Source organism: Marinobacterium stanieri (assembly GCF_900155945.1).
Lineage (GTDB): Bacteria > Pseudomonadota > Gammaproteobacteria > Pseudomonadales > Balneatricaceae > Marinobacterium > Marinobacterium stanieri.
The window spans coordinates 44045-68951 of sequence record NZ_FTMN01000002.1; the positions used below are offsets into that span (position 1 = coordinate 44045).

26 protein-coding genes and 1 pseudogene are annotated in these 24907 nt (G+C 55.5%); 8 read left to right on the top strand and 19 right to left on the bottom strand.

Translation table 11 applies throughout. The features are described from left to right. Positions 1-30 precede the first annotated feature (30 nt). The 4 genes from asd to leuC all read right to left on the bottom strand — a co-directional run bounded on the left by asd (position 31) and on the right by leuC (position 4457). Positions 31-1146: an aspartate-semialdehyde dehydrogenase gene (gene asd / locus BW956_RS05025; RefSeq protein WP_076461390.1), complete on the bottom strand. Its 1116-nt coding sequence runs from the start codon at positions 1144-1146 to the stop codon at positions 31-33. Positions 1147-1267: 121 nt separating this feature from the next. Further along, positions 1268-2350, bottom strand: a complete 1083-nt coding sequence (leuB, locus tag BW956_RS05030) for a 3-isopropylmalate dehydrogenase (protein WP_010322947.1) — start codon at positions 2348-2350, stop codon at positions 1268-1270. A 29-nt stretch (positions 2351-2379) separates the two neighbouring features. Next, positions 2380-3027, bottom strand: coding sequence for a 3-isopropylmalate dehydratase small subunit (gene leuD / locus BW956_RS05035; protein WP_076461392.1), 648 nt, complete (start codon positions 3025-3027; stop codon positions 2380-2382). 11 nt (positions 3028-3038) lie between these two features. Continuing rightward, the gene (gene leuC / locus BW956_RS05040) at positions 3039-4457 is read right to left on the bottom strand and encodes a 3-isopropylmalate dehydratase large subunit (protein ID WP_076461394.1); all 1419 of its coding nucleotides are present in this window, start codon (positions 4455-4457) and stop codon (positions 3039-3041) included. A 152-nt stretch (positions 4458-4609) separates the two neighbouring features. Here leuC and BW956_RS05045 point away from each other — a divergent pair, with 152 nt between their 5' ends. The 3 genes from BW956_RS05045 to BW956_RS05055 are packed head-to-tail and all read left to right on the top strand — an operon-like array spanning position 4610 to position 7460. After that, on the top strand, positions 4610-5479 hold the full coding sequence (locus BW956_RS05045; RefSeq protein ID WP_076461396.1) for a LysR family transcriptional regulator: 870 nt from the start codon (positions 4610-4612) through the stop codon (positions 5477-5479). 60 nt (positions 5480-5539) lie between these two features. Continuing rightward, positions 5540-6406: a poly(R)-hydroxyalkanoic acid synthase subunit PhaE gene (locus BW956_RS05050; RefSeq protein ID WP_076461398.1), complete on the top strand. Its 867-nt coding sequence runs from the start codon at positions 5540-5542 to the stop codon at positions 6404-6406. Next, the gene (locus tag BW956_RS05055; protein WP_076461400.1) at positions 6393-7460 is read left to right on the top strand and encodes an alpha/beta fold hydrolase; all 1068 of its coding nucleotides are present in this window, start codon (positions 6393-6395) and stop codon (positions 7458-7460) included. Before BW956_RS05050 ends, BW956_RS05055 begins: the two co-directional genes overlap by 14 nt. A 9-nt stretch (positions 7461-7469) precedes the next feature. Here the strand turns inward: BW956_RS05055 and phaR are convergent, their stop codons facing one another. The 7 genes from phaR to prmB all read right to left on the bottom strand — a co-directional run bounded on the left by phaR (position 7470) and on the right by prmB (position 13246). Then, positions 7470-7988: a polyhydroxyalkanoate synthesis repressor PhaR gene (gene phaR / locus BW956_RS05060; RefSeq protein ID WP_010322941.1), complete on the bottom strand. Its 519-nt coding sequence runs from the start codon at positions 7986-7988 to the stop codon at positions 7470-7472. Positions 7989-8047: 59 nt separating this feature from the next. Next, complete coding sequence (locus BW956_RS05065) at positions 8048-8302, bottom strand: DUF6489 family protein (protein WP_076461404.1); 255 nt, start codon at positions 8300-8302, stop codon at positions 8048-8050. Between the two features lie 64 nt (positions 8303-8366). After that, the gene (locus BW956_RS05070) at positions 8367-9521 is read right to left on the bottom strand and encodes an MFS transporter (RefSeq protein ID WP_076462089.1); all 1155 of its coding nucleotides are present in this window, start codon (positions 9519-9521) and stop codon (positions 8367-8369) included. 61 nt (positions 9522-9582) lie between these two features. Further along, positions 9583-10440 (bottom strand): polyamine aminopropyltransferase, encoded by an 858-nt coding sequence (gene speE, locus BW956_RS05075; RefSeq protein WP_010322938.1) that lies wholly within the window; start codon positions 10438-10440, stop codon positions 9583-9585. Beyond that, positions 10418-10915: an adenosylmethionine decarboxylase gene (gene speD, locus BW956_RS05080; RefSeq protein ID WP_010322937.1), complete on the bottom strand. Its 498-nt coding sequence runs from the start codon at positions 10913-10915 to the stop codon at positions 10418-10420. The genes speE and speD overlap by 23 nt, the downstream gene beginning before the upstream one ends. A gap of 252 nt (positions 10916-11167) precedes the next feature. Next, positions 11168-12280: a chorismate synthase gene (gene aroC, locus BW956_RS05085; protein ID WP_076461405.1), complete on the bottom strand. Its 1113-nt coding sequence runs from the start codon at positions 12278-12280 to the stop codon at positions 11168-11170. Between the two features lie 48 nt (positions 12281-12328). After that, positions 12329-13246, bottom strand: a complete 918-nt coding sequence (gene prmB / locus BW956_RS05090; protein ID WP_076461406.1) for a 50S ribosomal protein L3 N(5)-glutamine methyltransferase — start codon at positions 13244-13246, stop codon at positions 12329-12331. Positions 13247-13309: 63 nt separating this feature from the next. Here prmB and BW956_RS05095 point away from each other — a divergent pair, with 63 nt between their 5' ends. The 3 genes from BW956_RS05095 (at position 13310) to folE (ending at position 15646) form a co-directional block, all read left to right on the top strand. Next, a complete protein-coding gene (locus BW956_RS05095; protein WP_076461407.1) occupies positions 13310-13885 on the top strand; it encodes a Smr/MutS family protein in 576 nt (191 codons plus the stop codon). Positions 13886-13936: 51 nt separating this feature from the next. After that, a complete protein-coding gene (locus tag BW956_RS05100) occupies positions 13937-15004 on the top strand; it encodes a PilT/PilU family type 4a pilus ATPase (RefSeq protein WP_010322933.1) in 1068 nt (355 codons plus the stop codon). A 102-nt stretch (positions 15005-15106) separates the two neighbouring features. Next, positions 15107-15646 carry a GTP cyclohydrolase I FolE gene (gene folE / locus BW956_RS05105; RefSeq protein WP_010322932.1) on the top strand — a complete coding sequence of 180 codons (540 nt, stop codon included), beginning with the start codon at positions 15107-15109 and terminating at the stop codon, positions 15644-15646. Between the two features lie 34 nt (positions 15647-15680). Here the strand turns inward: folE and BW956_RS05110 are convergent, their stop codons facing one another. From BW956_RS05110 to dinG, 7 genes and pseudogenes are all read right to left on the bottom strand, one after another. After that, positions 15681-16535 (bottom strand): DUF4892 domain-containing protein, encoded by an 855-nt coding sequence (locus BW956_RS05110; protein WP_076461408.1) that lies wholly within the window; start codon positions 16533-16535, stop codon positions 15681-15683. A gap of 14 nt (positions 16536-16549) precedes the next feature. Continuing rightward, complete coding sequence (locus BW956_RS05115) at positions 16550-17401, bottom strand: alpha/beta fold hydrolase (protein ID WP_076461410.1); 852 nt, start codon at positions 17399-17401, stop codon at positions 16550-16552. A gap of 12 nt (positions 17402-17413) precedes the next feature. Beyond that, complete coding sequence (gene sixA / locus BW956_RS05120; RefSeq protein ID WP_076461412.1) at positions 17414-17878, bottom strand: phosphohistidine phosphatase SixA; 465 nt, start codon at positions 17876-17878, stop codon at positions 17414-17416. Beyond that, positions 17878-18906 carry an NAD(P)H-dependent glycerol-3-phosphate dehydrogenase gene (locus tag BW956_RS05125; RefSeq protein WP_076461414.1) on the bottom strand — a complete coding sequence of 343 codons (1029 nt, stop codon included), beginning with the start codon at positions 18904-18906 and terminating at the stop codon, positions 17878-17880. The genes sixA and BW956_RS05125 overlap by 1 nt, the downstream gene beginning before the upstream one ends. 40 nt (positions 18907-18946) lie before the next feature. Then, on the bottom strand, positions 18947-19159 hold the full coding sequence (locus tag BW956_RS22385) for a hypothetical protein (protein WP_076461416.1): 213 nt from the start codon (positions 19157-19159) through the stop codon (positions 18947-18949). A gap of 628 nt (positions 19160-19787) precedes the next feature. Next, positions 19788-21077, bottom strand: a pseudogene (gene rhlB / locus BW956_RS05135) (ATP-dependent RNA helicase RhlB); the annotation flags it as partial. 17 nt (positions 21078-21094) lie between these two features. Continuing rightward, positions 21095-23209, bottom strand: coding sequence for an ATP-dependent DNA helicase DinG (gene dinG / locus BW956_RS05140; RefSeq protein ID WP_076461417.1), 2115 nt, complete (start codon positions 23207-23209; stop codon positions 21095-21097). A gap of 122 nt (positions 23210-23331) precedes the next feature. Here dinG and lexA point away from each other — a divergent pair, with 122 nt between their 5' ends. Together lexA and BW956_RS05150 are read left to right on the top strand one after the other, a co-directional pair. Beyond that, positions 23332-23937, top strand: coding sequence for a transcriptional repressor LexA (gene lexA, locus BW956_RS05145; protein ID WP_010324340.1), 606 nt, complete (start codon positions 23332-23334; stop codon positions 23935-23937). A 15-nt stretch (positions 23938-23952) separates the two neighbouring features. Continuing rightward, positions 23953-24357, top strand: coding sequence for a cell division inhibitor SulA (locus BW956_RS05150; RefSeq protein ID WP_010324339.1), 405 nt, complete (start codon positions 23953-23955; stop codon positions 24355-24357). Positions 24358-24366: 9 nt separating this feature from the next. Here BW956_RS05150 and BW956_RS05155 read toward each other — a convergent pair whose 3' ends face one another. After that, positions 24367-24894 (bottom strand): DUF6586 family protein, encoded by a 528-nt coding sequence (locus tag BW956_RS05155; RefSeq protein ID WP_076461418.1) that lies wholly within the window; start codon positions 24892-24894, stop codon positions 24367-24369. Positions 24895-24907 lie beyond the last annotated feature (13 nt).

The window sequence follows — 24907 nt, forward strand, 5'->3', positions numbered from 1 at the left end:
TGAGGTCTTGCCAAATATGACGCTGATCAATCAGCGTTCCAGCAGAATGCGCAGCATGCGACGCAGCGGTTCGGCAGCGCCCCAGAGGAGCTGGTCACCTACGCTGAAAGCGTTGAGGTAATCAGGGCCCATCTTCATCTTGCGCAGACGGCCAACCGGCACACTCAGAGTACCTGTTACCTTGGTCGGCGAAAGATCGCTGATAGTGGCCTCACGCTCATTCGGGACAACGCTTGCCCAGTCATTAGCTTCGGCGATCATCTGCTCGATCTCATCCAGCGGCAGATCCTGCTTCAGCTTCACGGTGAAGGCCTGGCTGTGGCAGCGCATGGCGCCGATACGTACGCAGGTACCGTCGATGGGGATCGGGTTGTCGGACAGACCCAGGATCTTGTTGGTTTCAACGTAGCCTTTCCACTCTTCCTTGCTCTGACCATCGGCAACGGCTTTGTCGATCCAGGGGATCAGAGAGCCGGCCAGCGGTACACCGAAGTTATCAGTGGCAAAGGCATCAGCACGCATGGTGTCGACGACCTGACGGTCGATATCCAGAATGGCAGAAGCAGGATCAGCCAGCAGCGCTTCGGAACCGGCATGAATCTGGCCCATCTGGGTGATCAGTTCACGCATGTTCTTTGCACCGGCGCCGGATGCTGCCTGGTAGGTCATGGACGAGATCCACTCAACCTGACCCGCCTTGAACAGGCCACCCAGCCCCATCAGCATAAGGGATACGGTGCAGTTACCGCCAACGAAATTCTTGATGCCAGCATCGATGCCTTTCTCAATGACATCCATGTTGACCGGATCCAGTACGATCAAGCTGTCGTCTACCATACGCAGGGTAGAAGCAGCATCGATCCAGTAACCATCCCAGCCGGATTCACGCAGCTTCTGGAACACTTCGGTGGTGTAGTCGCCGCCCTGACAGGAGACAATGGCGTCCATCTGCTTCAGCTCGTTAATATCACGCGCATCTTTCAGCAGCGGAATATCCTTGCCGATGTCGGGTCCAGCCGCTCCGGCCTGAGATGTGGTGAAGAAAACCGGCTCCGCAATATGATTGAAGTCGTTCTCTTCCAGCATGCGCTGCATCAGAACCGAGCCGACCATACCACGCCAGCCTACAAAACCTACACGTTTCATTCGTGCCCCCAAATTGATGGATTTCTGTAAATCATGTCTCTGAATACGACAAAGCGGATACCCGAAAACCGGATACCCGCCGTTGCGGGTCTTGCCCGCACACTATGCACTGATCAAGGGATCAGGCATTCAAGGCTGCTACCACTGCATCGCCCATTTCGGCGGTGGTGACTGCTTTCATACCTTCGGACATGATGTCCGGAGTACGCAGATCCTGGTCCAGCACCTTGCTGACGGCCGCTTCAATCTGATCCGCAGCTTCACCTGCATTCAGAGAGTAACGTAACATCATAGCGACTGAGAGGATGGTTGCCAACGGATTCGCCTTGCCCTGGCCGGCAATATCCGGCGCAGAACCGTGACAGGGTTCGTACATGCCCTTGCCATTTTCATCCAGAGAAGCGGACGGCAGCATACCGATAGAGCCGGTCAGCATGGCTGCTGCGTCGGACAGAATGTCACCGAACATGTTACCGGTAACCACCACATCAAACTGCTTGGGCGCACGCACCAACTGCATGGCGGCGTTATCCACGTACATGTGGCTAAGTTCTACATCCGGGTATTCTTTCGCCAGGTCTTCCATGATTTCGCGCCAAAGCACGGTCACTTCCAGTACGTTGGCCTTGTCGACAGAGCACAGGCGCTTGTCACGGGCACGAGCAGCCTCAAAGGCAACGCGACCGATACGACGAATCTCATTTTCGTCGTACACGTAGGTGTTGAAGCCTTCGCGAATACCACCTTCCTTCTCACGCACACCGCGCGGCTGGCCGAAGTAGATACCTCCAGTCAGCTCGCGCACGATCAGGATATCCAGACCCGACACAACTTCCGGCTTCAGCGTGGACGCATGCGCCAGCTGCGGATACAGGATTGCAGGGCGCAGGTTGCCGAATAGCTCCAATTGAGAACGAATGCCCAGCAGGCCCTTTTCCGGACGGATAGCGAAATCAGGATTGGTATCCCATTTCGGACCACCTACAGCACCCAGCAGAATGGCATCAGCAGCTTTGGCAGCAGCCAGCGTCTCGTCGGGCAGAGGTACACCCGTGGCGTCGATCGCCGCGCCACCGACCAGCGCTTCGTTGATTTCCAGGCCAAGGCCGTGTCGCTCGTTTACCAGCTCAAGCACCTTGCGCGCTTCAGTTACAATCTCGGGACCGATGCCGTCACCCGGCAATACCAGTACATTTTTAGCCATGTGTTTATAATTCCTTCAGCTTGAATCGGTTACTTGATGGCATCGAACAGCCAGGGAGCCGCTTCACGACGACGGGCCTCGTAGGCCTTGATTTCGTCAGCGTGCTGCAGCGTCAGGCCAATATCATCCAGACCGTTCAACAGGCAATGCTTACGGAAACCATCGACCTCAAAGGCAAACTCTTCACCGCTTGCGGTCACAACCACCTGGCGTTCCAGATCAACGGTCAGCTGATAGCCTTCGGTAGCCTCAACTTCCTTGAACAACTCATCTACCTGCGCTTCAGGCAAAACAATTGGCAGCAACCCGTTCTTGAAGCAGTTGTTGTAGAAAATATCGGCGAAGCTTGGTGCAATTACGACACGAATACCGAAATCATCCAGCGCCCAGGGCGCGTGCTCACGGCTTGAGCCGCAACCGAAGTTTTCACGGGCCAGCAACACGCTGGTTCCCTGGTAGCGCGACTGGTTCAGTACGAAATCCGGGTTCAGCGGACGGCCGGCACAATCCTGGTCCGGCTGACCTTCATCCAGGTAACGCAATTCATCAAACAGGTTGGGACCAAAACCCGCGCGCTTGATCGATTTCAAAAACTGCTTGGGGATGATCATGTCGGTATCGACATTGGAACGATCCAGCGGTGCAGCAATACCGGTGTGTTGGGTAAATTTTTTCATCACAGGTCTCCTTACTGCATCAATTCGCGCACATCGACGAAATGGCCGGTAACCGCAGCAGCGGCTGCCATGGCCGGGCTCACCAGGTGGGTACGCCCACCAAAGCCCTGACGGCCTTCAAAGTTACGGTTGGAGGTAGACGCACAATGCTCGCCCTGACCCAATTTATCCGGGTTCATCGCCAGACACATGGAGCAGCCCGGCTCACGCCATTCCAGACCGGCTTCGATGAAGATCTTGTCCAGACCTTCAGCTTCCGCCTGAGTTTTCACCAGACCCGAGCCCGGCACTACAAGTGCCTGCTTCACATTGTCTGCAACCTTGCGCCCTTTCACCACTTCAGCAGCGGCACGCAGGTCTTCAATACGCGAGTTGGTGCAGGAACCGATAAAGACACGATCCAGCTTGATATCGGTGATTTTCTGATCTGCCTGCAGACCCATGTACTGCAGGGCGCGGCGAATACCATCTGCCTTGACCGCATCGTTCTCGGCATCGGGGTTTGGCACCAGTGCACTGACAGGCGCAACCATTTCCGGCGATGTACCCCAGGTGACCTGCGGCTGGATATCTTCAGCCTTGATTTCGACGACGGTATCAAACTGCGCATCATCATCAGATACCAGCTGCTTCCACGCAGCAGCAGCCGCATCCCACTGCTCCTCGCTCGGCGAGAAGGGACGACCACGGAAGTATTCGATGGTGGTGTCATCAACAGCTACCAGACCAACACGGGCACCCGCTTCGATCGCCATGTTACAGATGGTCATACGGCCTTCCATGGAGATGGAACGCATGGCCGTACCGCCAAATTCAATGGCGTGACCCGTGCCACCGGCGGTACCAATCACGCCGATGATGTGCAGCACTACATCCTTGGCGGTTACACCCGCACCCAATTCACCATCAACACGCACCAGCATGTTTTTCATTTTCTTGGCGATCAGACACTGAGTCGCCAGCACATGCTCAACCTCAGAGGTACCGATACCATGTGCCAGCGCACCGAAGGCACCGTGCGTAGAGGTATGAGAGTCACCACAGACCACCGTAGTACCCGGCAGCGTCATACCCTGCTCAGGCCCCACCACGTGAACGATGCCCTGACGCTGGTCGTTCATTTTGAACTCGGTGATACCAAATTCGTCACAGTTGCTGTCCAGGGTTTTCACCTGAATGCGGGATACCGGGTCAGCAATCTGGTCGACACCGGCGGAGCGCTCGGTAGTCGGCACGTTGTGGTCAGGCGTCGCCAGGTTGGCGTCGATGCGCCAGGGCTTGCGGCCCGCCAGGCGCAGACCTTCAAAAGCCTGTGGTGAAGTAACTTCGTGCAGGATCTGGCGATCAATATAGATCAGCGCACTGCCATCTTCATTCTGACGAACGAGATGATCATCCCAGAGCTTGTCGTAAAGTGTTTTGCCAGCCATGCTTCTCTCCCCTGTATTCGTGCAGCACCTTGGCGTAATTTGGGGTCCATCCTAGTGCAGCCACCTCAAATAAACAAATTCATATTTTTTATCTTTTGGATTCCTGCCAGGAATGCTAGTCTAAACCCAAGCTTTCAAGACAGGATACTGCCGTGGATACTGCCGGTCTTACCGCCTTTGTTACCGTCGTTGACAGCCACTCTTTCTCACAGGCGGCCCAGAAACTCTTTCTAACCCAGTCCGCCGTCAGCAAGCGCATCGCCCTGCTCGAAGATCAATTGGACTGTCGCCTGTTTGACCGCATCGGGCGCCAGGTAGTTCTGACCGAAGCCGGAAGCCGATTGTTACCCAAGGCACGTGACATTTTGCACGCGCTCGAAGACGCAGAAAAACTGATCAAGGAAAATGCCGGCGAGGTAACGGGCAAGCTCACACTGGCTGCCAGCCACCACATCAGCCTGCACCGCTTACCCCCTGTGCTTAAAGCGTTCATCAACCGCTTTCCCGAGGTTGAGCTTGATCTCCGCTTTGCCGCGTCCGAGTTTGCCTATGAAGGCGTTCTCAAAGGTGATTTTGAATTGGCCCTGATCACGCTGGCACCGGAAGCTGATGATCGCATTCTGGCTCGCACGCTCTGGTCGGATCGTCTCCAGTATGTGGTAGCCAAAACGCACCCGCTCGCCAGCGCCGCCCAGGTAAGTCTGGATGAACTGAACCGTTACCCGGCCATTTTGCCCGGCACTGATACCTTTACTCATCAGCGCGTGCGACAACACCTGGCACTGCAAGGCCTCGAACCCAATCTTGGGATGAGCACCGACTATATGGACACCATACGCATGATGGTGAGTGTTGGGCTGGGCTGGAGCCTGCTGCCTGAAACCATGATTGATCAAAGCCTGCATCGACTGGAAACCGGCACTGAAGCGGTCTACCGTCCATTGGGCTGCATTCACCATCGGAACCGAACTTTGAGCAATGCCGCCCGTGAGCTGTTGAACATGCTGCCGGAGGCCGTTTAACTGCCTGACAGCTTCGTTTAAGATGGGCGAAACGCCCCCTGAACCTGCGGAGACCCCGTTTTGTCCGAGTATTTCCGGAATGCACTGCAACAATGGCTTGACCAGCTCGAGCAGCAGTCCAGCGACGGGGCCAGCTGGTTACAGCAGTGGCAGTCAACACTTGATCGCATTCCCGAGCACTCCGAGCCCCAGGCCGTCGACCTGCTGCAGCAAATGACGCGGCTCAACCAGCGATTTGAAAATCTGGCCCAGTCTCTGCTCGAACAAAGCAACGATGGCCAGCTGTCACGTCAGCAGCTTTTGGACAGCTACCGCCAGCATCTGGATGGTTTGTGTCATGACTGGATCAATTCCAGCTGCTTCCTGCCGGACCAGCTGGCGTTGCTATCCCCGTTCCTGAGCCGCTCACCTGATCCTGCCAAGCAAAGCAGTGATATTGAATCCTTCCTGCAACGCATACAGCAACTGTCCAGCCTGCCACGCACACTGCTGCAGCACAGCCAAAACCTGTTGAGCAGCCTGATTCTGTTTCAGCAGGCACAACACGCGCATCAGCAGCAGCTCAGCCACATAAACCACGCATCCCTTAATGAGCTGGCAGATCACCTTGAATCAGAAGGCGTTAACGACATTCAGTCCCTTCACACACTTTGGGTCGATATTTTCGAAGCACGTTTCAATAACGCGCTAAGACAACCCGACTTTATTGCGAGCTTCAATCAACTGGTTGACGCAGGCAGCCGCGTGCGAGCGGACTGGCAAGCCTTGACCGACCACCTGTGCACACGCTTTGGTCTGGTGAGCCTGGCAGAGTATGATGAGCTAAGCCTCAAACACCAGACTCTGCAGGACCGCGTCTGGCAACTGGAACAACAGATGCTGGCTATGCAAAGCATCATTCAAGGCTCTGACCGTGATAAACACTGATGCCGACGCACTGAGCAGGAACCTTGCGCAGGAACGCGAACAGCTGCGACGCTCAGCCACACCCCTGCTCAACACACAATGCCAGCACCATTACTCCAGCCACCAGATCATCTGGCAGAACGAAGGGGTTTGCTTGCGCGCGTTTATCCCTGAACGCCCTCGCCATAAGCGCCCATTAGTGCTCTGCTATGCATTGGTCAATCGCCCCTGGATTCTGGATCTGGCCCCCGGCAGTTCGCTCATTGAAGCACTGGTTACTCAGGGTTTCAGTGTGTATCTGATAGACTGGGGACAGCCCGAACGCTGCCAGCGCTTTCGTGGGCTTGAGCATTACGTAGACCAGATCATGCACGCCTGCATCCAGGCCGCTGCCAGCCACGCCGACAACCCCCGGGTCAACCTGGCCGGCATCTGCCAGGGAGGCGTATTCAGCCTCTGCTATGCCTCCATACACCCGGAGCTGGTTAACCGACTGGTCACCCTGGTCACGCCGGTCGATTTCCATGCCGCCGACTTTACCCTGAGCCAGCTGTACCGCGGGGTCGACATTCAGCAGCTGGTGAGCGCATACGGCAATATTCCCGGTCCACTGGTCACTCAGGTTTTCTCCGGACTACAACCCATGCGGCTGGGCCAGCTGAAACACCTGACAACAGCACCACGTCTTGTTGAAAAACCTGATTCGGTTGCGCAATACATGCTGATGGAACGCTGGTTAAACGACTGCCCGGACCTGGCAGGAAGGGCTTTGCAGCAGTTTGTTGAGCTGTTTTTCCAACACAACCGCCTGCTGGATGGGAAGTTCGATTCAGGAAACTTTAAAGTCGATATGAGCCGCCTTGCCGCACCTGTTTTGAACATCTACGGCAAACACGACCACCTGGTACCGCCCAACGCATCACGCGCACTGGAGCAGATTTGCAAGCGGGGACACTACCAGTCACTGGAAATCGGTGCCGGCCATATCGGCACACTGATGGGAAATAAGGCCCTGAAATCAGTTCCTGCAGCCATACAAGACTGGCTACAAGAAACAGACCAATCAGAGCCTTGATCATTAATATCAGGACTTGGGCTTATCGTCCTTGGCTGCATCATCTGCAGGCGTATCTTTTGCCTCTTCAGAGGCCTTCTCTTCTGCCTCCGGTGCCGATTCACCCGGCTTGGGCGCAAACATGTTCCACACCGCCATGTTCTGGTCGGCAAAACGACCCATCATGGTGAGCGGGTTGGCTGCCCCCATCATGGTCTGCATCTGTTCGCGGATACGGTCCTGGTGCTCCAGAAAAGCTGCAATACTCTGCTCAAGGTACTGGCTCATCATGCCCTGCATGCTATCACCATAAAAACGGATCAACTGCTGCAGCACCTGATTGGTCAATAGTGTGCCGTGCCCCTCGGCTTCCTGCTCACTGATAATCTGGAGCAGAATATTCCGGGTGAGATCATTGCCGGTTTTGGAGTCCTGAACCTGAAAATTTTCGCCATTGAGTACCAGCTGCTTTACGTCCTCAAGGGTCACGTAACAGCTGCGCGAAGTATCATATAGTCGACGGTTGGTATACTTTCGCAGAATCCGCACGCCTGCTTCTCCTGATCCATTCTGGCTCATCTAATCAAACTATCCATTCAGTCGGCCATTCAGTCGGCGTCGCGACCGCCTTTTCCATACTGGTTCATCATGCCGAACATCAGCTTCTGGAAGGCTTCCATCGAACCGAGACCATTATTGAGGTAAGGCTTGAGCAACGTCAGCGGGTCATAACCTTCAGCCCCCGCCTCCATCTGCTCCCTGACCTTGTCGATCATATCCTGCTGCAATGCAGAAACATCCGGTAACCCCAATGCCCTGCGCAGCTCTTCCGGTGTCATTTCGACATCAATCTTGAAGTTCATGACTACCCCGACTCATCAACATGTCATTTGTTTCATACTATAGCAACTGCAGTGCAAAACAACTTCATCGATCAAAGGGTTGCCATAGATCGGGCTTGATCCAGACCCAAGCCAGGCCAAAGGCAATCAGCGCAGCCAAGGACGCCACCAGAAAGGTGTACTGCCCCAGCGATTCCCACATGAGACCACTGACCACTGCACCGATGGCACCACCTGCACCAAAGCCCAGGCTTGAGAACAGCGCCTGACCTCGCCCGCTGGTAGCTGGCGTGAAATAGTGTTGCACCAGAGCAATCCCGACCGCATGCAAACAGCCAAAGGTCGCCGCATGCAGAAGCTGTGCAAACAGCATGACACCCAGCGACTCTGGCAGTACCGCGATCAGCCCCCAGCGCAACACGCAAAGCAGCAGACTGATCAGCATCAGACTCCGCAGACCCAGCCCTTCCAGTAAACGCGGCATGAGCAGAAAAATACCCACTTCGGCCAGCACACCCAGCGCCCAGAGCAAACCAATTGCGGTCCGACCATAGCCCAGATCCTGCATCAACACGCTGTAAAAGGTGTAATAGGGCCCATGCCCAAACTGGACCAGAAAGCAGACTGCAAAAAAGGCAGCCACCTGGGGCTGTCGCAGGATATGCCAAATACCAACGCCATCCATTGGCCGCTCTGCGGAACCTGCAGCCCCCATGTTGATCAGCAGGGTATTCAGCCAGATCAGCGCCAGCAGCCCCAACACCACCCAGGGCACCCAGGCCACACCAATAAGGTCCAGCAACCCGCCCACAGCAACAACCGCACAGATAAACCCGATAGAGCCCCACACGCGAACACGGCTGTATTCGTGAGATGCCTTGCCCAGGTGCTGCAGGGTAATCACTTCGAACTGAGGCAACACCGCGTTCCAGAAAAAGCTGAACCCCAGCATCACCAACCCGACACCCAGCGCCCCCTGTTGCCAGAAAATCGGCACGAAGCAGAGCGTCGCCGCCAGCGCACCAAAACGCACAATACGAACCCGCTGACCCGTTCTGTCTGCCAACCACCCCCACAAATTAGGCGCCAGCACGCGCGTCAGATGCAACATCCCCATCAGCAGACCTATAACCTCAGGTCCGAAACGGAGTGATTCCAGGTACAGCGTCCAATAGGGAACAAGCACACCCAGGAGCGCAAAGTAAAAGTAATAAAAGCCTGAAAGTCGTACGTATGGCATCTGTATTTCCGACATGAAAAAGCCGGCACATGGCCGGCTTGGGTATTCAAAACAGCGGGGGTCAGGCTTCGCTCAGTGCATCCAGTACATATTGAGGCAGTGCAAAGCTGGCCGCATGCAGCGCCGGATTATAGTAACGGGTACGTATGCCGCTTTGCTCATAGCGTTCAGCCAGTGTCTTCACATCCAGCTCACGCAGGTCAGCGTTATCGCTGGCCCAGGCAAAGGTCATCACACCACCAACATAGGTCGGCACCGCCGCATTGTAGAAGCTCTGATCAGCAAAATACGGAGACAAACGCTGACGGGTAGTGATTACTTCATCCTGCTGCATGAAGGGCACACCGTTCTGGGCCACAAACACGCCACCCGGATTCAGGCAACGCTTGCAACCTTCATAGAAACGGCTGCTGAACAGCACCTCACCCGGACCGATAGGATCGGTGCAGTCAGAGATGATCACATCAAAGCGATCCTGACACTCACTGACAAAGTCCACGCCATCGGCAATAACAATATTGGCACGCGGATCGTCAAAGGCACCAGCAGAGTGGTTGGGCAGATACTGTTTGCACATGTCGATCACGGCCTGGTCAATCTCGACCTGGGTGACATGCTCAACGCTATCATGGCGCAGCACCTCACGCAGAATACCGCCGTCACCACCGCCAATGATCAGCACACGACGTGCCGCACCATGGGCCAGAATCGGCACATGCGTCATCATCTCGTGGTAAACAAACTCATCACGCTCGGTGGTCTGGATAATACCATCCAGCGCCATCACCGTGCCGAAGTCACGGTTGCGGAAGATAATCAGTTCCTGATGTTCAGTGCGGTGCTCAAACAGCACCTCATCAAGAGTAAAGCTCTGGCCGTACCCCTCGTACAGCCCTTCACGAAAAATAGTCGTCGTCATCGATGCTTACCTTGCCTCGCAGAATTTCTTCGACATCTACCTGATCAGGCGAGAATGCCGCTTCCAGAACCGGAATCGCCTTGGCGGGCTCGGACTCACCACACATGAACACATCAAATGCAGCGAAATTGCGTTCAGGCCAGGTATGCACACTGATATGCGATTCGGCCAATACCGCCACACCGGAAATACCACCGTTAGGGGTAAAATGGTGAAGGTGGATATGCAGCAGTGTCGCCTTGGCCGCCTTGATGGATTCGCGCAGGGCTTTCTCCATCACCTCCAGATCATCCAGACGCGAAGCGCCGCGCAGATCAATGATCAGGTGAGTACCGGCGTAACGATGACCGTCACGCTCGATGAAGAAGTCCAGGCGCTCTTCATCGTCACCCTGGGTGTAGGCGGGCCAATCAGCCACACTGCCTGGCGTCTCTTGGTCGATCACTTCGGACGACAGGTCTTTCGCTTCTTGCATGGGCGATAACTCCAGACAAGTCTGTTTTCACAGAGTTTAAAAAGAAAAAACCCAACCTTCCGGGCCACACCAGCGTCAGAGCAGCGGCACATTGATACTCGGGAATCCCTCATACCCTGTTCACTGCCAGACCCGATGCACCCCAAAGGGTTGGGACTGATCAAATTTCTGCGAATTTAAACCGCGTTTTGCTCAAAATTCAAGCTAAAACAACAGGCCTTGCAGAAAATCCTTACATACTGGACAGGTGAATTAATCACCCTGGGTCGGTACATCTGCCAGCACCGGCAAATCCGTCGTCACATCCGCATTCTGACCGCGATCACGCATCAGGTGGTCCAGCAGTACGATAGCCATCATCGCCTCGGCAATAGGCGTAGCTCGGATGCCGACACAGGGGTCATGACGGCCCTTGGTCACCACTTCAATCTCTTCACCTGAAGCATTGATACTGCGACCCGGCAGACGCAGGCTCGAAGTCGGCTTGAGCGCAATATGAGCACTGATCGCCTGACCCGTCGAGATTCCGCCCAGAATGCCGCCGGCATGATTGGACAGGAAGCCCTCCGGCGTCATCTCGTCACGGTGCTCGGTACCCTTCTGGTTAACAACCGCAAAGCCATCACCAATTTCTACGCCTTTGACAGCATTAATGCTCATCAACGCATGGGCGAGGTCTGCATCCAGACGGTCGAAGATCGGCTCACCCAACCCTACCGGAACACCCGTGGCCTCAACAGAGATGCGCGCACCGATGGAATTACCTTCCTTGCGTAACGCATCCATGTACTCCGCCATCTGCTCCGCAGCTTCGGCATCCGGGGAGAAGAATGGATTGCGACCAACCTCATCCCAGTCGAAACGGGCCTGATCAATGGCAATCGGACCCAGTTGAGACAGATAGCCACGAACCTGGACGCCTTTGTCTGCCAACACTTTCTTGGCAATGGCACCGGCAGCAACGCGCATGGCCGTTTCACGTGCCGATGAACGCCCGCCACCACGATAATCACGGAACCCGTATTTGTGCGAATACACGTAATCGGCATGGGCCGGACGGAAGGTCTCCGCGATATTGGAGTAATCCTTGGAGCGCTGATCGGTGTTCTCGATTAATAGCCCGATCGACGTACCCGTAGTACGGCCTTCAAATACACCGGACAGAATACGCACTTCATCAGGCTCGCGGCGCTGCGTCGTATGACGCGAGGTACCGGGTTTGCGTCGATCGAGATCAGCCTGCAGATCAGCTTCGCTCAGCTCGATTCCCGGAGGGCAGCCATCAACGATACACCCCAGTGCAGGGCCATGGCTCTCACCGAACGTAGTGACTGTAAACAGTTTTCCAAAGCTGTTACCGGACATCTATCTTCTCTGATTCAGTTCAATGACCGGCGAAGCCAGCCATTGGGGTTATAACAAATCGGCGTGAGCGCGCAGCTCTTCGGCCGTAATCACGAAAATACCGTTACCGCCCTGCTCCAGCTCAACCCACACCAGGGGCAGCTCAGGAAGGCTTTGCATCAGATGGACTTCGCTATTGCCCACCTCGACCACCAGCAGACCCTCGGGCGTTAAATGCTGTGCAGCCATCTGCAGGATACGGCGTGTAATATCGAGCCCGTCAGGCCCTGAACCCAGTGCCAACGCAGGCTCATGGCCATACTCTTCAGGCATGCTGGCCAGATCATCCGCATCGACATACGGCGGATTGCTGACGATAAGGTCATAGGTTTCACCCTCAACCGCCGCAAAAAGATCGCCCTGACAGGCACGTACTCGATCTTCCAGAGCATGTCTGGCGATATTAGCCTGGGCTACCTCAAGCGCGTCGGTCGAGATATCCGCAAGGTCCACTTCAGCCTCTTCAAACGCATAGGCACAGGCGATACCGATACAGCCGCTGCCAGTGCAGAGATCAAGGATACGGTTAACCGGCCCCGGACGCAGCCAGGGCTCAAAACCGGCAGCGATCAGCTCCGCCACAGGAGAACGGGGAATAAGCACCCGTTCATCCACATTAAAAGGCAGCCCCATAAACCAGGCTTCACCGGTGATGTATGGCAAGGGCTTGCGCTCAAGCGTCCGCTGGGACACGAAATCGACCACACGGGCTTTCTCTGCCTGAGTCAGACGCCCGTCCAGCACCGCCGGATTGGTATCCCAGGGCAGATCAACGGCATTCAACACCAGCTGCGATGCTTCATCCCAGGCCTCGGCATGTCCGTGACCAAAAAACACCTGGTGACGACTGAACTCGCTCAATGCCCAGCGCATAAAGTCCCTGAGGGTATGCAATTCAGAAATAACAGCGGCTTGATCCGACTTCATGTATCGCCTGATAATAGATTGCTAATGAGGGCAGCATGTTACTTAAAACCAACTTTGAACGCTATGTCTTATAACTCTGACCAAGACCACGACGACGATCTCGACTTTGGCGATGCCATGCAGGGAGTAACGCCCCTCAAGCATGACCGCCATCACGACCTGGGCCAGGCTCCTGCGCGCATCAAACCGCGACAGGATAATGCCAGCCATTACCGCCGTCAGGCAGCCGAGCGTGAAGTCGAGCGTGTCATTGATGGCCTGTCCTCCGAAGCGAAAGACATTCTCGATTCCAACGATGAGCTGCTGTTTGCTGCCCCCGGCGTGCAGTTCGCCACATTGAAACGCCTGCGCAAGGGACATATTCCCTGGGAGGGAGGCCTGGACCTGCATGGATACAGCGTAGACCAGGCACGCGATGAGCTCAGTCTGTTCATTCGTGACGCCTGCCGTCAGAACCTGCGCGCTGTACTTGTCGTGCACGGCAAGGCCTACACCCAACCCGGTCAGCCAGCCCTGCTCAAATCCTGCGTCAATGACTGGTTACGGCAGCTCAATAACGTACTGGCATTCTGCTCGGCACAGCCCCGTGACGGAGGAACTGGAGCAGTCTATGTACTACTGAAAAGACAGGCATCCTGATCATTTCCGACTATCCTTAAACAGCCTGAAACGTCTGATTAGGGATAGAGCATGGTCGACTTGAACAAGTACCTCCAAATGATGGCCGAAACCGAGGCCTCGGACCTTTTCTTCAGTAGCTACACCCCCATTCAAATCAAGAATCAGGGCATTATCAAATCAGCCGATGACACCGAGCTGATGCCCGACGATATCGACAAGCTGGCGCACAGCCTGATGAATGAACATCAGGCACAGCAATTCCGTGACGAAATGGAATTGAACTTCGCCTATGAGATCAAAAGCATTGGCCGCTTCCGTGTCAACGTCTACCGACAACGTGGTGATGTAGCCATGGTAATCCGCATGATCCGCCACCAGATCCCATCGGTGGACTCACTGCGTCTCCCCAAGGTATTGGAAAACCTCATCATGTTACGCAGCGGCCTGGTTTTGATGGTCGGCGCCACCGGCTCGGGTAAATCAACCGCCCTGGCCTCCATGATCGAACACCGCAACCAGCGTACCGCCTGCCACATTCTTACCGTGGAAGATCCGATCGAGTTCCTGCACACAAACAAGCGCTCCCTGATCAACCAGCGCGAGGTCGGCGTGGATACCCTGTCCTATGACAACGCCCTCAAGAACGCCCTGCGTGAAGCACCGGATGTAATCATGATAGGGGAACTGCGCGACAAGGACACCGTCGAGCACGCCATGCGCTACTCCGAAACCGGTCACCTTTGCCTTTCGACCCTGCACGCAACCAACGCAGTACAGGCAGTCGAGCACCTGACCAATTTCTACCATGAGAACAGCCGCCACAAGATCAACGCTGATCTCTCACTAAACCTGCGTGCTATCGTCGCGTTGCGCCTTATCCATGATGTGGATGGCAACTTCATCCCGGCCACAGAGGTATTGATCAATACCCCCTACATCAACAAGCTGATCGCCAGAGGCGAGTATTCCCGCATCCGTGAAGCAATTGATCAAAGCAGCAGCACATCAGCCCATACCTTCGATACCTGCCTGCTCAACCTGTATGAAGCCGGTAAAATCACCATTGAAGAAGCACTGCAGAACGCTGAATCACGAACCAACGTGGCATTGAAGCTGAAACTTATGGGCGGATTATGACTGGACCAACAGCACCAACGGGTGCTGGCTCTTTACCCGAGTGTCATATTCAAGTAATTTACGCCGTTTTTAGCCCGTTGCCGCGACAGTCGAGGAACCACGATGGAAACAGCCTACTCCCAGATCATCGAACAGCTTGGAGAGGACCTTGAGCGAGAAGGACTGAAGGACACGCCCGCACGTGCCGCCAAGGCAATGAAGTTCCTCACGCGTGGCTACACCCAGACGCTGGATGAGGTCGTTAATGACGCCCTGTTCCCGTCTGATAACAGCGAGATGGTGCTGGTACGCAACATTGAGCTTTACTCCCTGTGCGAACACCACCTGCTTCCGTTTATCGGCAAGGCACATGTAGCCTACATCCCTCAGGGCAAGGTCGTGGGCCTGTCCAAGCTGGCACGCATCGTCGACATGTATGCCCGCCGCCTACAGATTCAGGAAAACATGACCAAGGAAATTGCTGAGGCGATTCAGTCAGTCACTGGCGCTGCCGGCGTTGGCGTTGTGATTGAAGCCCAGCACATGTGCATGATGATGCGCGGCGTGGAGAAGCAGAACGCATCCATGACTACCTCAATGATGCTGGGCTCCTTCCGCTCCAGCGAGGCAACTCGTAACGAATTCCTGTCGCTGATCAAGTAAGCCTTCGCAATACTGAAGAGAAGTGAGGCATGCCTCACTTCTCTTGCATCATCACCACCGCGACACTGCTCCGACTGCCAAGCACACTGGGCACCAGCGCACCGACACCACGCGCATCAATCCTGTCCGGTGAAGCCCCCTTCTCAACCAGAGTACGCTTCAAACGGTCCGCCGCTTCCTGTGACTGTGTCATTGAGAGATCCAGGTCTCGACTGCGCCAGTGCACCACCAGCACCATGTTTCGGGACGGGAACTCCGCCAACAGATCCTGTAACGACTGAACGGCGATATCACGAGACTCCGGCCACTGTACTACCTGCGCATACCCCCTTTGACGCACAAGCTCAACCAGCTCCGTAGCGGCAAGGTTATCATTGGTCAGCAGATCCATGTGCAGATAGACCCGACCGTTACCGCGCCGCACAGCATAGAGCGCCACATGCCCCTGATCCAGCTCCAGTGCCGCATAAAACTGGGAACTATCGACACCATATAGTCGTGCCTGCTTGAAGATCTCATTGGCCCAGAGATTACTGGGACCGCATTGACGGCCAGCACATTCGAACAAGACTCGACCGCCCTTATCCATCAACTGCTTGCGCATGAAGTTGAAACCGGACTCGGGAGAGTAGCCGGAAGGCAGCTGCCAGGTGGTTCTGAGCAGATTGGCATTCAGACGCTGTTCACGATCGCTTCGAATAAGGCCATTGATTTTGATGATACCCCCCAACATCAGGCGGTAATCGGGGTCGGATCGCTCCGTTTGATTGATCTCGCTTGCAAGCGGGAAAGGATCAAGATTAAGCGGGGTTTCTGCCCGCAGGGAGTGCGTGGCCAGTAGCCAACAGGCCATTACCGAAAACAGCCGTGTAAGGGTCAATCTCAACATCGAAGCACTCCTGTTCAGAGTCCGCGATAGAACTCCATGATTGTGTGCGCAATTGTCTGCGCGGGTTCCTGCTCCATATGCAGGTGGTGATTACCAGGCAAGACCAGTCTTTGCAGCCCCTTTACTTCAGACGCACGTGATTCCAGAAGTTCATTGGCGATACCTTCTTCGCCCAGCACCAACAGTGCAGGAGCAGTGATCGCACGCAAAAAGGCACGGATCTGGTCTTCACTCAAGCGCAACACCGAGGGTAATACCAGAGCCGAATCGCTGCGCCATCGAAACCCCTTGGCAGTATGGACGACAGACCGCTCTACAAGCCAGCGAGCCGCTTGCTTACCCACGGGAAAACGGGCATTCATTCGCGCCTCTACTGCAGCGTCCATACTGTCATAGTAGCGTAGGGGCCTTGAAGTACGCTGATGCCGGCGAATGGCTTGCGCCATTTTCTGTGGCAGGTCCTCAGGCGCATCAGCAAGTGGAGCAAGCCCTTCAATCAGCACCAGGCTCAATACGCGCTCCGGCATGGCTCCAGCCAACAGAGACGAAATACCTGCCCCCATGGAGTGGCCCAGCAGATGAAACTGCTGCCAACCCAGCTCATCAGCCACTGCAACCACATCGGCAACGTTATCCCAGATATAGTAGGGAACTGCCTCAGGGCGGTGCGCCGAAAAGCCATGCCCCATCAAATCAAGAGCCACCAGCCTGATGCCATCAAGAAATGGCTCCAGAGCCTTGAAGGTGGCGGCATTATCCAGCCAACCATGCAGTGCGAGTACTGGAATGCCATCTTCAGGTCCCAATGCCCTCGCCGCCATCAGATGGCCATTCACTTCAAAACGCAGCTCATCTACAGATTGCATACGCAACACACCTTAATCCGGATTCGGCGACAGCCAGCGCGAGCGAAGCGCCAAACCGGCAGCAGGCCAATCCAGCTCCAACCAGGCACCGCAGCATGGCGAAACAGACAAGCCAAGATCGCGACCATCAACAAGCCAGTTGACCAAACGACCACAGAGTGGCTGATGCGTCACAACCACCAATACTCCGTCATCTTGCCAAAGCGGCTCAAGAGCACCGGCAACACCTTCTGGACTTCCCACGGGTGTTAGCTCAGGCAAGGTAGAAACAGACGCACCCAAAGCTACTGACAGCTGCTCGGCCGTCTGACACGCGCGCAACCAGGGACTGGCCACAAGACGCACCTGATCAAAACGCGCGGCCAACAACTGCCCCATCACCTGTGCCTGCTGCAGCCCGCGCGTGGTCAACGGGCGATCCGCATCCAGGTCATGCCCAGGCACGGCCTCGGCATGTCGCAGCAACACCAGCTGCATTATGATTCCTGCCTGGGAAGCACAAATTCAACATCTGTGCTCTGGGTGTTGAGCATCATCCCGCGTGCGACCTCTTTTACCGGTGCATGATTGAACACCACCTCATAAAGACCGCTCACCAAGGGCATGTAAATATCCATGCTCTCAGCTTTTTCCTTTACCAGGCGCAAGGTATTCACCCCTTCAGCCACTTCCCCTAAGGCGTCCACTGCCTGCTGCAGGGTCTTACCCTCACCCAATGCGAAGCCGACTCTGTAGTTTCGGCTCAAGGGCGACATGCAGGTGACAATCAGATCACCCACACCGGCAAGGCCGAGGAACGTGAAAGGGTTGGCACCGAGACTCACGGCAAAGCGGCTCATTTCCGCCAGGCTGCGCGTCATCAACATGCTCTTGGTATTTTCACCCATCCCCAGCGCGGCGCTGAGGCCCGCAGCAATGGCGTAAATATTCTTGAGCGTGCCGCCCAGCTCAACACCATAAGTATCGGAACTTGCGTAGACACGAAAATAAGAGGTATGCAGAAGTGCCTGAACCTGTTCACGCGCCGTTTCATCGGTACTGGCAATAACGGTAGCCGTCAGCTGCTTAGCTGCGATTTCCTTGGCAAGATTGGGACCGCTAAGTACTCCAAAGCGTGCATCCGGGCATTCCTGCTGGATGATTTGACTCATCAGGCAGAAAGTTCCGGCTTCAATACCCTTGGTGGTGGACACAAGAATTTGCTCGGGTGTTAACAGGGGAACCGCCTGACGCAGAACCTCCCGAAACCCGCTACTGGGAATTGCGACGAAAACCACCTCAACCCCGGCCAGAGCCTCCGACAAATCGGTGGTCGCCTGCAAAGAGGGCGCAAGCGTAATGCCCGGCAGATAATGAGTGTTATGACTGGTTGCGTTAACCTCGGCAACGGCCTCGGCATTTCGCATCCATAGACGGACAGGCAAGCCCTTTTCCGCCATCAAGTTTGCAAGAACGGTACCGAAGCTACCGCCTCCCAGCACCGCAACCGGCGTTTGTGCGTTCATGAAATCTCCCTAGGCGGCATCACCCACCGCCAGCGAACACTCAGGGGGAATCTATTTTATCCAGCAAACGACTAATGCCGGCAAACAGGAACTTTACGATCGCGAACGCAAGCACAGCGATCACCAGAAAAACCAGCAACTGGTTCATATCACCGGTACGTTGATACCCGGCAATGGCGATCGCGGCAAAGAAGGCACTGGCCACAATGGCCAGCACCGTACTGATTCGCTGAAGATTGTGTTTGTCAGCCATGACGAACCCGATCTCAGGATACTTTGTTCTCGGTTGTTTCAGCTTGCTCAGCTTGCTCAGCTTGCTCAGCTTGCTCAGCTTGCTCAGCTTGCTCAGCTTGCTCAGCTTGCTCAGCTTGCTCAGCTTGCTCAGCAGAGTCTGCCGCCGGAGCGGAAACGGATACAACCTCTGCTGCTTCAGCCTTATCAGCATCAGCTGCAGTGTCAGCATCGTCATTAGACTTGGCTTCAGCTACCTGAGCAGGTGCCGGTTCCAGAGCTCGCTCATCAGACTGCGCCAGCATTTCAACAGGTGCAGCTTCGTCAGACACTGTATCTTCTGCGGGTGCAGCGACTGCTTCACCACTATCGGCAACCGCTTCAGGGGCGGATTGAAGCAGTTCGCTGGCCTTGGCCTCGCCAATCGAAGTCGCTGCAGCCACCTGCTCTTCCTCACCAGTCTCTTCGGTCGCAGCAGCCTCGGTCGGTTGGACAGAGTCTGAAGACTTTTGCTCTGCCTCGATGACCGCCTCATCAAACGAATCACCAGCTTGCTCCGTGGCTTCAAGCTCCTGCTCGGAGGCTTTATCTGCAGCCTTGCCTTTAGCGGCCTTGGCAGCAGCATCCAGCGGTTTCACCAGTTCAGCGTCAGGGTGAATACACTCCAGCTTAACGCCGGTTTCCTTCTCGATATCCGGGATAAGGAAGGAATCATCTTCACAGGCGAAGCAGATTGACGTGCCGGTTGCGCCAGCACGACCTGTACGGCCGATACGGTGCACGTAATCATCCGCATCTTCCGGCAGCTGATAGTTGATCACATGGGTGACACCATCGATATGGATGCCACGCCCTGCCACATCCGTAGCCACCAGCACTTCGATCTTGCCGTTGCGGAAATCTTCCAGCGTACGCAGACGTTTGTTCTGCGGAATCTCACCGGACATCAATGCAGCCTTGATACCGTCTTTACTGAGGCGGTCCGCCAGTGCACGGGTCTCATGGCGGCGGTTGCCAAACACGATGGCACGCTCGATGCCATTGATACGCAGATAGTTACGCAGCAGCTGATATTTTTCATTGCTGGAAACCAGGAACACCTTCTGCGCCACATTGTCGGTGGTTTTGTGCTCTGACTCGATTTCGATGGTGACAGGGTCTTGAGTCCACTGCTCAGCCAAACGCATCACATCATCGGTAAAGGTAGCACTGTAAAGCAGCGTCTGACGGTCTGCACCCTTGCGAGGGGTCTGACGGATAATCGTGCGCACATCCGGAATGAAGCCCATGCTCAGCATGCGGTCGGCCTCATCCAGCACCAGCACTTCAACCTGATACAGATCCACTTCCTTGGAGCGCACAAAGTCGATCAAGCGACCAGGCGTTGCAACAAGGATATCAACTGGCTTGGCCGCCAGCGCCTTGCGCTGACGCTCGTAATCCATACCGCCTACCAGGGAGACGACCGACAGATCAGCATGGGCTGACAGCCCTTCGGCATCAGATGCGATCTGCAGCGCCAGCTCACGTGTAGGTGCAATGATCAGTGCTCGCGGTTCATTTTTGCGACGCTCGCCCGGCAGCGGGAAATCCAGCAGGTCGGTAATGATGCCAATCAGGAAGGCGGCGGTCTTGCCGGTACCCGTCTGGGCCTTACCGATAAGGTCACGTCCATTCAAGGCATGCGGAATAGTTGCCGCCTGAATGGGCGTGCAATATTCGAACTTGAGATCTGCAATCGCTCTCATCAGCACATCAGGCAAGCCAAAATCATGGAACCTGCGTTTGCCTTCGGCGATAGCCACATCAAAGGACTGCGGAGTCCAGTTATTACCGCCATCGCGCGGTTTGCGCGAACGGCGACGTCGACGCGGACGTCCCTTACCCGGTTTCTGTTCGGAACTATTCGCGGATGCGGTCTGCTTTTCTTCTGTACTCAAGATCGGATCCATTCAGGTTAACGTTTGATTTCACGTCGAAACGGGGGCAAGGAGTTCAATAGCTGCTGACCATAACGACGCGTTACCACGCGTCTGTCCATCAGCACTACTCGCCCTCGGTCCTGTTCTGTTCTTAAAAGCCGCCCTACTGCCTGAGTAAGACGCATGGATGCAGCAGGCACTGTCCATTCAATGAACGGATTTCCACCTCGCTGCTCAATCCACTCGGCCATAGTAGCATCTACGGGATCATCAGGCACACTGAACGGCAATTTGGTGATGAAAACCTCAGTCAAATAATCGCCAGGCAGGTCTACCCCCTCGGCAAAGGATGCCAGACCAAAAATAACACTGGCATTACCTGCATCAATACTGGCCCGATGGCGTCGCAGAATTTCCTGCTTGCTGTAATCCCCCTGCGCCAACAACCGGTCCTTAATCGATTGATTCAGGCCGTCCAGAACGGCACGCATCTGACGCCAGGAGCTGAACAGCACCAACGCCGCTTTCGCCTTGTCCAGTTCAGTATTCAAAAGGCGCAACACCTCTTCGGTATGCGCCTCGGGATCACCGGGGTCAGCCGTCATCTGAGGCACTTCGAGCACCCCATTGGCAGCATAATCAAATGGGCTTTCCAGCCTTACGGCTGTGGTCTCGCGCGGAATACCCAAAGACGCGAACATGGCGTCGAAGCGCCCCAACGCCGTCAAGGTAGCAGAGGTTAATACGGCGGCATGACAGTGGCGCCACAGATGCTCCTGCAGGGTGTCCGCTGCGGACACAGGTGCGCTGCGCATCTCAAGATCGTGTCCGGTCGGCGTTTCAACACGATTGATCCAACGGGCTGTCGGCGACTTGCCCTCTGGATCAGGCCGGCTGTAGCTTTGTGCCAGCCAACCTACCTGCTGAACACGCCCCCAAAGCACACCCAGCTGAGGAAACCAGCGCTCTGCAGCGGCACGCGGAATTTCACCAATCCCGCCTTCCAGAGCTTCCTTGAGCACATCGACAATTCGCTCAATGTGCTGCTGCGCCTGCTCGGCAGCACTGGACAGCAAGACACAGGGCTCAAGCAGCGGCTCTGGCTGCTTGCCCTCAGGGAAACGATATCGATCACCGTCGTGCGACTCCATCATCGGGCGCAACAAAAGGTCAAGCTGCTCCAGCGCCATATCCATATTCTGGAATGGGCGATGCAATCGCTCCGCAGGGTCTGCCAACTGAATGGCAGAGCCGGTATCCAACAGCATCTGGGCCAGCTGCTTTTCAGCAGACGCGATCATCTTTTGGGACGAGCCCAGACGTGCCGAAAAGGCAAAATGACTGCTGGCCTTATCGGCAAGGTGATGCCCCTCGTCGAAGATATAGATGGTATTGTCAGGCTCCGGCAGGATAGCTCCACCACCCAGCGCCAGGTCCGCCAGCACCAGATCGTGGTTAGCAACGACCACATCAACCTCTTCCAGACGATCCCGGGCGCGGTAGAAAGAACAGGCACTGAAGTTCAGGCACCGCCGATTGCTGCACTGAAGGTGGTCACTGGTCAAGGGCTGCCAGATCTGGTCATCCATTTCGGATTCCAGCGCATCGCGGTCGCCATCCCAGTTACCCGCAGCATAGGCATCCATCATGGCTTGGTACTGCTGCACAACCTCATCGGGAAGCTTGTCAGCCTGCTCATCTTCATAGAGGGCAATTTGCCCCAGCACGCCCTGTTGCTCCAGGTGCTGCTCGACCTTATTCAGACACAGGTAACGACCGCGCCCCTTGGCCAACTGATAATTCATGGCAAGGCCCGCATGGGCTTCAACTTCGGGCAAATCCTTGTTGATCAACTGCTCCTGAAGCGCAACTGTTGCCGTTGAGAGCACCAGCTTACGTCCAGTAGCACGGGCGAGCGGCACGGCTGCCAACAGGTAGGAAATCGTTTTACCGGTACCGGTCCCTGCTTCAACCACCGCAATCTTGTCTTTCCAGGCAGCACCTTGCTCGCCGCCTTGATCAGCCTGAGCCAGGACCTTGGCGACGGTTGCGATCATCTGCTTTTGAGCCGGACGCGCCCTGAGCCCACGACTCTTCAGAAAGCGGCTGTAAGCGCCCTGAATCTCTTTTTTCTGCGCTTCACTCAGCACGTCCAATCCTCATATTCAATCCGCGCGCATTCTAACAACATACTGGATATTTAAACAGATAGGACTTGACCCAGTACTTTTACTGTATAAAATCACAGTAAATCGATTGAGTAACGGCCGCCATGAAACTGACAAAACGACAAACAGAAGTACTGGACTGTATACGCCACTACATCGACACCACCGGATACCCGCCTACACGTGCCGATATTGCACGCGAGCTGGGCTTCCGCTCTGCCAACGCCGCCGAGGAACACCTGAAGGCGCTGGCACGCAAGGGTGCCATCGAACTGACCAAAGGGACCTCACGCGGCATTCGCCTGCCGGAGCCGGAGAGCAAGGATGACGGCTTGCCGGTAATCGGCCAGGTTGCCGCGGGCGAGCCCATTCTGGCTCAGCAGCATGTCGAAGACCATTGCACCATCTCGGCGGATTTCTTCCGCCCTCGCGCAGATTACCTGCTGCGGGTAAAAGGGATGAGCATGAAGAACATCGGCATACTCGATGGTGACCTGCTGGCCGTTCATCAAACACGTGATGCCCGGGATGGGCAGATTGTAGTCGCAAGGATTGGCGACGAGGTGACAGTCAAGCGCTTCAAGCGCGATGACGACAAAGTATATCTCATTGCCGAGAACGAAGAATTCGCCCCGATTGAAGTCGATTTGACGGCTGAAGAGCTGGTCATCGAAGGCTTGGGCGTCGGCGTTATTCGGCAGGGCCAATAATCAGAGGGCACAACCATGCCAGCCATCGACTACCGCTACGCTGAACAATCACAAACCGCTGCGACAAAGACCTGCAACATCACCGAGATACTGCTGCACAACAGCACCATCTCGTTGCAACCCGTACTGCTGCCCATGATTGCCCAGTTGAGCCGTCAGGATCGATGGCTGACTCTGATCAATCCGCCAGCCAACCTGAACCGGGATCTACTGCAACAGGGCGGCGCCTGTATCGAGCAGATTCTGGTATTGCATACCCGTGATGATGAAACATCACGGCTTTTGACAAGCCGCGCCCTGGCAGCGGGCACATCGCACACGGTCATCTGCTGGGCCAATGCCGACCAGACCACCGATATCAACCAACTAAACCAGGACGCTCAGCTGGGGAACAGCCTGGGCATTCTGGTGAAAGGCTGAACCTCTCCCCTACCACTCCTGCATATTGGCCCGGAGACGCTCGATCAGACCGCGGAATTCATCCAGCCAGGCATTGAATTCCGTCAGCATATCCTGATCTTCGGCGTGATCCGGGTTGATTTGCAGCACATGAATTTCAGACAGACTTGCCCCTGCAGCAGCCTGCTGTGGCTTTCCGTTGGTAGCAGACCAGCAGGCATCATAAGCCGACAGCATTTTGTGCAGCCAGCTTTGCGAATTCCCTTCCAGCTGTTCAAGTTCTGTCGCCTCAGGAGACTCCTGACCCGTTTTTTCCAGCTCTACCTGAAGATCGGCAAAGCGGGAGACAGAATCCACGTTCAGCGCGTAGTTTTCGGCAATTTCGCGCAGCAGCGAGGCATAACCACTGGCGAGGAAAAACAGGATCGATTCATGATATGACTCGATGCGGGCATGCTTGCTCCATTGTGAAGCCTCCTGAGCCTGAACCAGCGCCTTGATATGCAGGCGTGCAAAATTCAGTTTCTGGTTGGTTCTGACCGCATAAACATCACTCATTAGTTTGCCTCTC